Below are 12,595 nucleotides of genomic sequence, written 5' to 3'. Positions count from 1 at the left end.
CTATAATTTGATTTTATAATAATAAGGATAAACTCAAAATTAACTGATCAGGTCTTGTTTCTATTGTATCTAATCGATTAGTGCTAATGCTATTTCGCCCTAGAAAAGCAGCTTCATTATCACTAAAACCACGTTCGTATCTTAAGTCAATCCCTAGTTTTTTGAAATTAAGTCCAATACCAAAATTTAAACCTACAGAGAAATCATTTTCAACATCATTTATAGCTATACCATCAAATTCTGAGTCTAAGATGTATTGTAATGATGGCCCACCAAATACACTAAGAGGTCCTAAAACTTTTATACCAACCAAAAGCGGTGCATCTAGTTTTTGCATTTTAAAACTATCATCGTCATAATCACTTTTCGTGCTAGTATAAACTACTTCTGGTCTAAAATAAACCTGATTTCCAATTTTACCAAATAAACCTATGTGATAACCAACATTTCTATCCGGGTTTTTTGCGTTCATTTGTATAGCATCAAAATAATCGCCATTGGCATTGTAATTTAATCCCGCTTTTATACCAATACCTTGCGCTGTTTGAGCCATTGTAGCTGTTGGAATAGCAATGGCAATCATTAAAATAAAAAATAAATTTTTACTCACGTCACTAAAATTTTTAAAGTGTTCGTGAAAGTTTTGTAAACTTTTCATAATGTTCGTTTTTTTAGATTTCATTAACAGTATCAAAAACGTTGCCAAACGTTATTTATTTTCTTTTCAATACAATCATTATCATTTTTCAGTTATTTATCTTTACTTCAATGTCTTTATATTTTGTATAAGAAATCAGTGAACCTACATATTAATCTGAGAAACTTATTTTAAAAATAAAAAAATATGTAGGTTTGCCTCCTTAAAAAGTATGGATGAAATTTGAATTGCACGCAAAAGATGCTCAAAGTAAAGCTAGAGCAGGTAAAATAACTACAGATCATGGTGTTATTGAAACTCCAATTTTTATGCCAGTTGGTACGGTAGGTACGGTAAAAGGTGTACATCAGCGTGAGTTGAAAGATGATATAAGTCCTGATGTTATTTTAGGTAATACCTATCATTTATACTTGCGTCCGCAAACCAATATTATCGAAAAAGCGGGCGGCCTTCATAAATTCATGAATTGGGATAGAAATATTTTAACCGATTCAGGAGGCTATCAAGTGTATTCTTTATCAGCAAATAGAAAAATTAAAGAAGAGGGTGTAAAGTTTAAATCGCATATTGATGGAAGTTACCATACATTTACACCTGAAAATGTTATGGATATTCAACGTACAATAGGAGCAGATATTATTATGGCTTTTGATGAATGTACTCCATATCCATGTGATTACAACTATGCAAAACGCTCTATGTACATGACGCATCGTTGGTTAGATAGATGTATTAATCATCTTGAAAAAACACCATTAAAGTACGATTATAATCAAGCATTTTTTCCCATTGTTCAGGGAAGTACTTACAAAGATTTACGTATGCAATCTGCTGAATATATAGCCAATGCTGGGGCAGTTGGTAATGCAATTGGAGGGCTTTCTGTTGGTGAACCTGCAGAAGAAATGTATGCGATGACAGATGTTGTTTGTTCCATTTTGCCAGAAGATAAACCAAGATATTTAATGGGCGTTGGTACACCAATCAATATTTTAGAAAATATTGCGTTAGGTGTAGATATGTTTGATTGTGTGATGCCTACACGCAATGCTAGAAATGGTATGTTATTTACTGCTCATGGAAGTATAAATATTAAAAATTTAAAATGGGCTGATGATTTTTCGCCAGTAGATGAAATGGGAATCACTTTTGTTGATACAGAGTATAGTAAAGCGTATTTAAGGCATTTATTTACTGTGAACGAATTACTAGGAAAGCAAATAGCAACCATTCATAATCTTGGATTTTATTTATGGTTGGTTCGCGAGGCAAGAAAACATATATTAGCGGGAGATTTTAAAACTTGGAAAGATCAAATGGTTAAACAAATGGATAATCGTTTATAAAAAAGAATTTAGAGTATAGAAAATAGAACAAAGAACATTAGTGTAAATATTGAGCGCATCTTTATTCTTTTATCTCTTTTCTTTCTTCTTAAATAAAATTTAAAAAGCACAAAAACCCCTCTCCTTCGAGAGGTCGGGAGAGGATGAAAATACTAGACTGGTACATACTAAAACGTTATTTGTTTACATTTTTCATGATGTTGCTGCTCTTCATTCCTATAGGGATAACGGTACATCTTGCTGAAAAAATTGGAAAAATCCTTGAAAACGAAGTACCTATAGATGAAGTTTTAGTTTACTTTCTAGACTTTACTATTTATTTTGCACATCTCTTGTTTCCTCTATTTTTATTTTTATCGGTTATATGGTTTACTTCTAAACTAGCAAATAATACTGAAGTTATAGCCTTCTTAAGTTCTGGAGTTTCTTTTACTCGTTTTTTAAGACCATACATGATTGGAGCAACAATTGTTGGGATATTAGCAATAATTCTAGGTTTGTTTTTAGCTCCAAAAGCGAGTGAGGGATTTAATGACTTTACCTATAAATATTTTAAAAGAGGTAAAAGTGCCGTAGAAAACACCAATGTTTTTAGGCAAATAAATGACAACGAAATTATTTATGTAAGTAACTTTGATGTTAAAAATAACTCTGGTAACAACTTCACTTTAGAGCATTTTGAAGAAAATAAACTCCAATATAAAATTACAGCCAGCACTATTAGATATATACCCAAGGATACTATTTATAGGTTAACAAATTATGTAAAAAGAGATATTGGAGAGCACGAAGATGAACTAGATATTATAAGAAGAAAAGATACACTTTTCGCTTTTGATGTTGATGATTTGATTCCCGTAATTTATGCGGCTGAAACTAAAATGTACGGCGAGTTAAAAGAGTTTATAGCCAAAGAAGAAGCTAGGGGCTCTTCAAACGTGGGACGTTTTAAATTGGTTTTATATAGAAAATGGAGTTTGCCAGTTTCAGTATTTATTTTAACTATTATTGCTGTAGCAGTATCTTCTATTAAAAGAAGAGGTGGTATGGGAGTAAACTTAGCAGTTGGGATATGTATAGCCATGGTTTTTGTATTCTTCGATAAGATATTTGGTGTTATGGCTGAACAGTCAGACTTCCCGCCATTGATAGCCGTATGGTTTCCTAATATCATTTTTGGTATTTTAGCAGCTTACCTTTTATATAATGCTAAACGTTAAGTTTAAAAATTATTTACATCTACATCTTTTAGTTTTTATAGCTGGTTTTACTGCTATTTTAGGCGAACTTATTACTATAAAAGCAATTCCTTTAGTTTGGTATAGAATGGTTATAGCAGCCATTTTAATGCTCATTTATATCAAAATAACCAAGGTTAGGTTAAAAATAAATTTAATATCAATTTTACGACTCTCCATAGCAGGTGTTATTATAGCATTACATTGGATAACGTTTTTTGGAGCTATAGATGAAGCCAATATTTCTATAACATTAGCTATGTTCTCAACCGGTGCTTTTTTTGCATCATTTATAGAACCAATAATTTATAAACGCTCAATTATTTGGTACGAAATACTTTTCGGTATTATAGTAATTGCTGGTGTTTTTATAATAACACAAAGTGAAATAAAATATCTTACAGGAATTATTTTAGGTATTTCTTCAGCTTTTTTAGCATCGCTATTTGCTGTTCTTAATGGAAGTTTTTTGAAAAGACATACGGCTATAGTTATTTCATTTTATGAATTTTTAAGCGGCGTATTCTTTATATCTATTTATATTTTATGTTTTGGCGAAGGTTTTTCTAAGGATTTTTTCAGTTTAAGCCAATCAGATTTCTGGTATCTTTTTATACTAGCTTCAGTTTGCACTGCTTATGCGTTTATTGCATCCGTTTATGTCATGAAAATTATTAGTCCCTACACGGTAGTTTTATCCTATAACCTGGAGCCTATTTACGGCATTATTATGGCTCTAATATTGTTTCCTGAGAAAGAAAAAATGAGTCCATCATTCTATTATGGGGCCATTATAATTATAAGCGTCGTACTTTTAAATGCAATAGTAAAAAATAGTAGAAAGTTAAAAAGAAAGCATTCATAAGGCTTAAACAAAATTAAAGTTTTTATATTTGTGCACTAACTAAAAATTTAATAGCCAAAACAAAATTCTTATGGAATATTTAGAATTTGAACTCCCTATAAAAGAACTTGAAGATCAATTACAAAAGTGTAAAGTGATTGGAGAAGAGAGTGAAGTTGATGTTACTGAAACCTGTAAGCAAATTGAAAAAAAATTAGCTGCAGCGCAAAAAGATATATATAAAAACTTAACCCCATGGCAACGTGTACAATTATCGCGTCATCCTGAAAGACCTTATACATTAGATCATATTAGAGCTATTTGTGGTGATTCCTTTTTAGAATTACACGGAGATAGAAGCTTTAAAGATGATAAAGCAATGATTGGTGGTTTAGGAAAAATTGGTGACCAAAGTTTTATGTTTATTGGTCAGCAAAAGGGTTTTAATACCAAAACAAGACAGTATAGAAACTTTGGGATGGCAAACCCAGAAGGTTATAGAAAAGCGTTACGTTTAATGAAGTCTGCCGAAAAATTCGGTATTCCAGTAGTAACACTTTTAGATACTCCAGGAGCTTACCCAGGTTTAGAAGCAGAAGAGCGTGGACAAGGTGAAGCCATAGCCCGAAATATTCTAGAAATGACACGTTTAAAAGTACCTATCATTACTATCATAATTGGAGAAGGAGCCTCCGGTGGTGCCCTAGGTATTGGTGTAGGCGATAGGGTTTTAATGTTAGAGAATACTTGGTATTCTGTTATTTCTCCTGAGTCTTGCTCGTCAATTTTATGGCGTAGTTGGGAATATAAGGAGCAAGCAGCTGAAGCTTTAAAGTTAACTGCTACAGATATGAAAAAACTAAAATTGGTTGACGGAATTATAAAGGAACCGCTTGGTGGAGCGCATAGAGATAGAGACAAAACATTCAAATCTGTGAGTGATGCTATTGTTAAAAATTACGAAGAACTTAAAAACTTATCACCAAAAGATTTAGTGGCTCAGCGCATGGATAAGTATGCTCAAATGGGAGTCTATAAAGGCTAAAGCTTTTAAAATCAAACTTACTAAAATCTGAAGTTTATAGCTTCAGGTTTTTTTTTATGCTTATTGACAATATTTTTAACTTATTAACAGTTGAATTGTTAATGAGTAGTGAACAGAGAAATATTATAAAATATATAAACCACCTTCTTTTTAATTACTTTTGTAGTTATGAAACTTCCATACTCATACTGCCAATATTCAAGATAATCATTAAATGGAAGCTACATGTGACCATTAAAAAACAATATACATAAACACGTGAAACAACCTAATCAAATCCAAGGCTATAAAGTTGATAAAAGTACAATTATCAATCTTGAAAGAGGTAAAATACCACCGCAAGCACTTGATTTAGAGGAAGTTGTTTTGGGAGCAATGATGATTGATAAAAAAGGTGTGGATGAAGTTATCGATATTTTAAGTTCTGATGCATTTTATAAAGAAGCACATCAACATATTTTTGAAGCTATTTTTCAATTATTCGAAAATAGTGAACCAGTCGACTTATTAACCGTTTCTACACAATTAAAGAAAAATTCGAAGCTAGAGCTGGCAGGTGGCGATTTTTACTTGATTTCATTAACTCAGAAAGTATCATCTTCGGCACATATTGAGTTTCATGCTCGTATTATTTTACAGAAATTTATTCAGCGTAGTTTAATTAAAATTTCTAGTGAAATTATTGAAGATTCTTACGATGAAACTAAAGATGTTTTCGATTTATTAGATAAAGCCGAGTCAAAACTATACGAAGTTACACAAGGAAACATCAAAAAATCGAGTGAAACTGCGCAAGATTTAGTAATTCAAGCTAAAAAGAAGATTGAAGAAATTTCTAATAAAGAAGGACTTAGTGGAATTCCAACAGGTTTCCATAAGTTAGATAAATTAACTTCAGGTTGGCAGCAATCAGATTTAATTATTATAGCAGCACGTCCGGGTATGGGTAAAACGGCGCTAACATTATCTATGGCGAGAAATATTGCTGTAGATCAAAATATTCCAGTCGCTTTTTTCTCTTTAGAGATGGCTTCAGTACAATTGATAACACGTTTAATTTCAAGTGAAACAGGATTATCTTCTGAAAAATTAAGAACTGGTAAACTTGAAAAACATGAGTGGGAGCAACTTAATGTTAAAGTTAAAGGCTTAGAAAAAGCACCGTTGTTTATTGATGATACACCATCACTTTCTATATTCGATTTAAGAGCAAAAGCACGTCGTTTATCATCGCAACATGGTATTAAACTAATCATGGTTGATTACTTACAATTAATGACTGGAGGTAGCAGTCATGGCGGAAATCGTGAACAAGAAATATCTATGATTTCTAGAAACTTAAAAGCATTAGCAAAAGAACTAAGTATTCCAGTAATAGCATTATCTCAGTTATCACGTGCTGTTGAAACTCGTGGTGGAAGTAAACGACCTTTGTTATCAGATTTACGTGAATCTGGAGCGATTGAGCAAGATGCCGATATTGTTAGCTTTATTTTTAGACCAGAGTATTATAAAATTGATGAATGGGATGATGAAGAGCGTTCACCAACGGAAGGTCAAGCAGAATTTATCGTTGCAAAACACCGTAATGGGGGTTTAGACAATATACGTTTAAAGTTTATTGGGCATTTAGGTAAGTTTGATAATTTAGATGATTTTGATTCACCATTTGAATTTCATTCAAAAATGAATGCTGCGGCTAACGATGACACCTTTAAATCAGATAATTTTAAAGCAAGTCCAGACCAAGCTTTTGGTAGTTCATTTAATGATGATGAGGATGATGAAGTGCCATTTTAATCAGTCTTTAAATATCTAATATTTTTATAAAATTTTTAATCAGGCATATTTTTTGAGTATCTTTCAAGCTATGAAGAAAGCCCTATTCATCTTAATATTATTCTGTTCTACACAAATGTTTGCGTCTTACATCCTAATCCCAATGGATGTAGATGGTCAAAAAAACCATTTAAAGGCTTACGGAATAACCTACTGGACACTCAATAAAGGGTTAAAAGTTAAGTGGTTGCTTAATTATAAAGGCGGTTCCTTCTTATTGCCAGATACAGAAGCTATCCAGAGGGAATGCCAAATTAGAGGGGTTTCATTTGAAGTAATTTCTAATGCTAAAGCTGAAAGTGTTTTAGAATACATAGCAAGTCCAAGTCAAAATATGGAAGCTGTAGTCTTGGAAAAAGCTCCAAAAATTGCGGTTTATACACCTAATGGAAAACAACCTTGGGATGATGCGGTAACTATGGTTTTGCAATATGCCGAAATACCTTATGAAACCGTTTATGATGAAGAAGTTTTAAATGATGGTTTGCTACTATTTGATTGGTTGCACTTGCATCACGAGGATTTTACTGGTCAGTTTGGGAAATTTTATGCACAATATAGAGCGGCTTCATGGTATATTCAAGAGAAAAAAGACGCAGAAAAACGAGCTCTAGAGTTAGGCTATAATAAAGTTTCAGAACAAAAATTAGCTGTTGCTCTAAAAATTAGAGATTATGTTATTGGAGGTGGATTTATGTTTGCTATGTGTAGTGCTACTGATAGTTTTGATATTGCTTTGTCTGCTGAAGGCGTTGATATTTGCGAACCCATGTTTGATGGAGATGGCAGTGATGCTGGGTATCAAAACAAAATTGATTACGGCAAAACCTTTGCGTTTTCCAATTACATTTTAGAAAGGAATCCAAAGGTTTATGAGTTTTCTTCAATTGATATGACTAGAAAACGTATGATTTCTAAAACCACTGATTATTTTTCGCTAATGGAATTTTCAGCAAAATGGGATCCAATACCATCAATGCTTTGTCAAAATCATACGGCTTTGGTTAAAGGATTTATGGGACAGACTACATCATTTACAAGAGATGAAATAAAATCAAATGTTTTGGTTATGGGAGAAACTAAAATAAATGGAGAAGCTAAATATATTCATGGAATAAAAGGAAAAGGCTTTTTTACGTTTTATGGCGGTCACGATCCGGAGGATTATCAGCATAGGGTCGGAGATGCAAAAACAGAATTAGATTTACATCCAACATCACCAGGATATCGTTTAATTTTGAACAATGTTTTGTTTCCTGCGGCAAGAAAAAAGAAACAAAAAACATAACAGATATTTTTTGCATTAAGAATGAAGATGTTTCAAAAAGAAATAAAATTAAAGTCTTATTCCAGAGGGTTTCATTTAATAACAGCTTCTATTATAGAAGCTATTCCAGAAATCAGCAAAATAAATATTGGTCAGCTACAAGTTTTTATAAAGCATACATCAGCAAGTTTAACTATTAATGAAAATGCCGATTATATAGTAAGAACTGATTTCGAGAGCCACTTCAACAAAATGATTCCTGAAAATGCACCCTATTACGAACATACTTATGAAGGGGCTGATGACATGCCTGCACATATCAAAGCGTCGCTGTTAGGTGCTTCAATACAAATACCAATTACAAATGGAAAATTAAATCTAGGGATTTGGCAAGGTATTTATTTATGTGAACATAGAAATCAGGGTGGTTCCAGAAAAGTAGTAATTACTTTATTTGGTGAATAAAAAAAGTCCAACTCTTTTGAAGTTGGACTTTTATTAAGCGAATACTATGATTTTACAATAGGCTAAGTGCCTTATTTTACTTTATCAATTACAGCTTTAAAAGCCTCAGGGTTATTCATCGCTAAATCTGCTAAAACCTTGCGGTTTAATTCAATATCATTAGCTTTTAGTTTCCCCATAAATTGAGAATAAGATAAACCATGTTCTCTGGCTCCAGCGTTAATACGCGTAATCCATAATGCACGGAATGTTCTCTTTTTTGCTCTACGGTCTCTATACGAATATTGCATCGCTTTGTCAACCGCATTTTTTGCTACTGTCCAAACGTTTTTACGTCTTCCAAAGTAACCTTTTGCTTGTTTAAGCACCTTTTTTCTTCTGGCTCTTTTAGCTACAGAATTTACTGATCTTGGCATAATTTTAATTGTTTTTTGTAGTAGGCGGTCTTTTTTGTTTAGTGACACTTTGATTCAAAAATCTAAAATCAACAATCGTTAATCGTAAATCAATGAGGCCTAACTCCAGGGTTTATAAATTGTTTTAACCGATTAAAACTAGTGTTACTTTAAACGTAACATGGTTTTAATATTGTCCTCATCTGCTTTATGTACTAAACCATCATGAGTTAATTTAAGCTTACGCTTTTTAGACTTCTTTGTTAAGATGTGACTCTTAAAAGCGTGCTTTCTTTTAATTTTACCAGTACCTGTAAGCTTAAAACGCTTTTTGGCACTAGATTTTGTTTTCATTTTAGGCATTTTCTTTTCCTAGTTTTAATTATTTCGCTTAATTACTTTAGTGCTGTCCCGATAACTATCGGGATTGTTTCAGCATCTTATCATTATTTCTAAAATGTCACCCTGAGCGCAGTCGAAGGGTCTTTTTAGTAATATATTTTATTTACTTTCTCGGAGAAATAAACATAGTCATACGCTTACCTTCTAAACGGGGCATTTGCTCCACTTTTCCGTATTCTTCCAGGTCTTGCGCTAATCTTAATAACAAAATCTGACCTTTTTCTTTAAATATGATAGAACGTCCTTTAAAAAATACAAAAGCTTTTAGCTTTGCACCTTCCTTTAAAAACTTCTCAGCATGTTTCTTTTTAAAATCGTAATCATGATCGTCTGTATTTGGACCAAAACGAATTTCTTTAATAGTAACTTTAGTAGCCTTAGACTTTAAAGCCTTATCACGTTTCTTTTGCTCGTAAAGAAACTTTTTATAATCCATAACCTTACAAACAGGAGGATCAGCATTCGGTGAAATCTCCACTAGATCTAACTCTTGCTCGTTAGCTATTCTCATAGCATCACCTTTAGTATAAATACCAATTTCTATATTATCTCCAACAAGACGTACTTGTTGTGCGGTAATCTTAGAGTTGATTTTGTGTTTATCCTCTTGTGAAACCCTTCTAGGTTGATGTCTTCTTCTAATTGCTATGGCGTTATGGTTTTAAATTAAACTTATTACTTTTTTAAAACGATTTCAACGTTTTTTTAATATCTTGTTTTATTAGTTCAGAGAACGCTTCTACAGAAATCATGCCTAAATCTGCACCTCCGTGTTGTCTTACTGTAATTTTACCTTCTTGTTCTTCTTGCTCACCTATGATAATCATATAAGGGTGTTTCTGCATTTCGGCTTCCCGAATCTTCTTCCCTATAGTCTCATTTCTATGGTCTACGAGGGCGCGAATTTCGTCATTTTCTAGCAAATTTAAAACTTTTTCAGAGTATTTTTCATATTTCTCACTAATTGATAATATAATAGCTTGAGTTGGCATTAACCAAAGCGGAAAATTACCACCAGTATGTTCCAACAATAATGCCACAAAACGCTCCATACTTCCAAAAGGTGCTCGATGTATCATCACCGGCCTATGTGACTCATTATCACTACCTTTATATGTTAAATCAAAACGTTCTGGTAAGTTGTAATCTACCTGAATTGTTCCTAGTTGCCAACGCCTGCCTAAAGCATCTTTCACCATGAAATCTAACTTAGGACCATAGAAAGCAGCTTCTCCTTTTTCTATAACAAAATCTAATCCTTTATCAGTAGCTGCATTAATAATCGCTTGCTCTGCTTTTTCCCAATTAGCAACATCACCTATATATTTGTCTGGATTTTCAGGATCCCTTACAGAAACCTGAGCCGTAAAGTTTTCAAATCCTAAAGAACCAAAAACATAAAGCACCAAATCAATAACATCTTTAAACTCTTTATCCAGTTGTTCTGGCATGCAAAATAAGTGGGCGTCATCTTGAGTAAATCCACGTACACGAGTTAAACCATGTAATTCACCACTTTGTTCATATCTATAAACCGTTCCAAATTCAGCATAACGTTTTGGTAAATCTTTATAACTCCATTGAGCACTATTATAAATCTCACAGTGATGCGGACAATTCATGGGCTTCAACAAAAACTCCTCACCATCTTTTGGTGTAAGTATAGGTTGAAAACTATCTTCTCCATATTTCTCATAATGTCCAGAAGTTACATAAAGTTCTTTTTGTCCAATATGTGGTGTAATAACCATTTCATAACCAGCTTTTTTCTGAGCAGCCTTTAAAAAGTTTTCTAAACGCTCACGTAAAGCAGCTCCTTTAGGTAACCATAATGGCAAACCCTGTCCAACTCTATGTGAAAATGTAAAAAGTTCCAATTCTTTTCCTAGTTTTCTATGGTCACGCTTTTTAGCCTCTTCAAGCATTTCTAAATACTCAGTAAGCTCTTTTTGTTTTGGAAAAGAAATACCATATACACGAGTTAACTGTGGTTTGTTTTCATCACCACGCCAATAGGCACCAGCAACACTTAAAACTTTAACGGCTTTTATAATCCCTGTATTCGGAATATGTCCACCACGGCACAAATCTGTAAAGGTCGAATGGTCACAAAAAGTAATCGTGCCATCCTCTAAATTTTCAATCAGTTCGGTTTTAAAGGCATTACCTTTATATAAGGACAATGCATCAGCTTTAGAAACCGCTCTCAAACTAAAATCATGTTTGCCACGCGCAATCTCTATCATTTTAGTCTCAATAGCCTTAAAGTCTTTTTCAGACACACTGTGCTCACCAAAATCAACATCATAGTAAAACCCATTCTCAATCGCAGGGCCAATAGTAAGCTTCGCATCAGAGTACAATTCCTCAATCGCCTGAGCCAAAACGTGCGCACTACTATGCCAAAAAGCAGTCTTACCAGCAGCATCACGCCATGTATATAAAACCAAACTACCATCAGTGGTCAATGGCGTCACAGTTTCCACAGTTATATCATTAAAACTCGCCGAAATTACATTCCTAGCAAACCCTTCACTAATGCTTTTTGCAACATCCATTGGTGTAACGCCCACATCAAACGTTTTCACACCACCATCAGGTAAAGTAATATGTATCATTAAAATAAATTGAATTAAGTCTGCAAAGATAATAGTATAAACAAACCCACACAATATATATGTAGGTATAATTTATTTTTTGGCGTTACCCCGAAAAGGGGTCAGGCTTTCCGCTATATCTTTTTAAAACGTCAATGGTAGGACGAAGGACGTGGCTATCTGTTTATTGTTTACCTGTAAGTGAGTTTAGTGCGATCCCAATTTTAAAAAGGATGCCACTTCAATCCCTAACGCGGGTTTATTAGTAGCGGTCATATTATAAGATAGAGTTTCATGTTTTACGTCTTATATATAGACACCACCATTATGTAATAAAAGGGACTTACAAATAAGAATTTAGCGTTTCCCCAATAAAAAAGCATTATAAAGTTCGGCATTTTAGCACAAGTCACCTCAATTTTGCTTTAATGTTAATAAAAATACATGTTATAAATAACAGTAACTAAGGGAGTTGTACGGTGTTAAAAAAAAGATTAAA

Annotated in this window: 12 protein-coding genes; 7 read left to right on the top strand and 5 right to left on the bottom strand. The window is 33.1% G+C overall.

Translation table 11 applies throughout. From position 1 onward, the window contains the following. Positions 1 to 13: 13 nt before the first annotated feature. Positions 14 to 583 (bottom strand): porin family protein, encoded by a 570-nt coding sequence (locus AAC024_RS05685; protein WP_339894288.1) that lies wholly within the window; start codon positions 581 to 583, stop codon positions 14 to 16. A 290-nt stretch (positions 584 to 873) separates the two neighbouring features. On the opposite strand from AAC024_RS05685, the gene tgt reads away from it, so the two are divergent. The 7 genes from tgt to AAC024_RS05650 all read left to right on the top strand — a co-directional run bounded on the left by tgt (position 874) and on the right by AAC024_RS05650 (position 8,702). Next, positions 874 to 2,004 (top strand): tRNA guanosine(34) transglycosylase Tgt, encoded by a 1,131-nt coding sequence (gene tgt / locus AAC024_RS05680; RefSeq protein WP_339894240.1) that lies wholly within the window; start codon positions 874 to 876, stop codon positions 2,002 to 2,004. 143 nt (positions 2,005 to 2,147) lie between these two features. Next, a complete protein-coding gene (locus tag AAC024_RS05675) occupies positions 2,148 to 3,224 on the top strand; it encodes an LptF/LptG family permease (RefSeq protein WP_339894239.1) in 1,077 nt (358 codons plus the stop codon). Next, the gene (locus AAC024_RS05670) at positions 3,211 to 4,107 is read left to right on the top strand and encodes a DMT family transporter (RefSeq protein WP_339894238.1); all 897 of its coding nucleotides are present in this window, start codon (positions 3,211 to 3,213) and stop codon (positions 4,105 to 4,107) included. Before AAC024_RS05675 ends, AAC024_RS05670 begins: the two co-directional genes overlap by 14 nt. A 70-nt stretch (positions 4,108 to 4,177) precedes the next feature. Next, complete coding sequence (locus AAC024_RS05665) at positions 4,178 to 5,131, top strand: acetyl-CoA carboxylase carboxyltransferase subunit alpha (RefSeq protein ID WP_339894237.1); 954 nt, start codon at positions 4,178 to 4,180, stop codon at positions 5,129 to 5,131. A gap of 258 nt (positions 5,132 to 5,389) precedes the next feature. Then, entirely contained in the window at positions 5,390 to 6,931 is a 1,542-nt protein-coding gene (gene dnaB, locus AAC024_RS05660) for a replicative DNA helicase (protein ID WP_339894236.1), read from the top strand. A 70-nt stretch (positions 6,932 to 7,001) separates the two neighbouring features. After that, on the top strand, positions 7,002 to 8,258 hold the full coding sequence (locus AAC024_RS05655) for an asparagine synthetase B (RefSeq protein WP_339894235.1): 1,257 nt from the start codon (positions 7,002 to 7,004) through the stop codon (positions 8,256 to 8,258). A gap of 21 nt (positions 8,259 to 8,279) precedes the next feature. Next, complete coding sequence (locus tag AAC024_RS05650; RefSeq protein ID WP_339894234.1) at positions 8,280 to 8,702, top strand: secondary thiamine-phosphate synthase enzyme YjbQ; 423 nt, start codon at positions 8,280 to 8,282, stop codon at positions 8,700 to 8,702. Between the two features lie 71 nt (positions 8,703 to 8,773). Here the strand turns inward: AAC024_RS05650 and rplT are convergent, their stop codons facing one another. The 4 genes from rplT to thrS form a co-directional block, all read right to left on the bottom strand. Continuing rightward, positions 8,774 to 9,118: a 50S ribosomal protein L20 gene (gene rplT, locus AAC024_RS05645; protein WP_339894233.1), complete on the bottom strand. Its 345-nt coding sequence runs from the start codon at positions 9,116 to 9,118 to the stop codon at positions 8,774 to 8,776. A gap of 144 nt (positions 9,119 to 9,262) precedes the next feature. Next, a complete protein-coding gene (gene rpmI / locus AAC024_RS05640) occupies positions 9,263 to 9,460 on the bottom strand; it encodes a 50S ribosomal protein L35 (RefSeq protein WP_215925145.1) in 198 nt (65 codons plus the stop codon). Positions 9,461 to 9,602: 142 nt separating this feature from the next. Further along, on the bottom strand, positions 9,603 to 10,148 hold the full coding sequence (infC, locus tag AAC024_RS05635; protein ID WP_271560320.1) for a translation initiation factor IF-3: 546 nt from the start codon (positions 10,146 to 10,148) through the stop codon (positions 9,603 to 9,605). A 34-nt stretch (positions 10,149 to 10,182) separates the two neighbouring features. Beyond that, on the bottom strand, positions 10,183 to 12,117 hold the full coding sequence (thrS, locus tag AAC024_RS05630; protein WP_339894232.1) for a threonine--tRNA ligase: 1,935 nt from the start codon (positions 12,115 to 12,117) through the stop codon (positions 10,183 to 10,185). Positions 12,118 to 12,595 lie beyond the last annotated feature (478 nt).

This window comes from uncultured Algibacter sp., from assembly GCF_963976535.1.
In the GTDB taxonomy this organism is placed as follows: Bacteria; Bacteroidota; Bacteroidia; order Flavobacteriales; family Flavobacteriaceae; genus Algibacter_B.
Note: the sequence above shows the minus strand (reverse complement) of the source record. Positions and strands in the feature narration are given on the sequence as shown.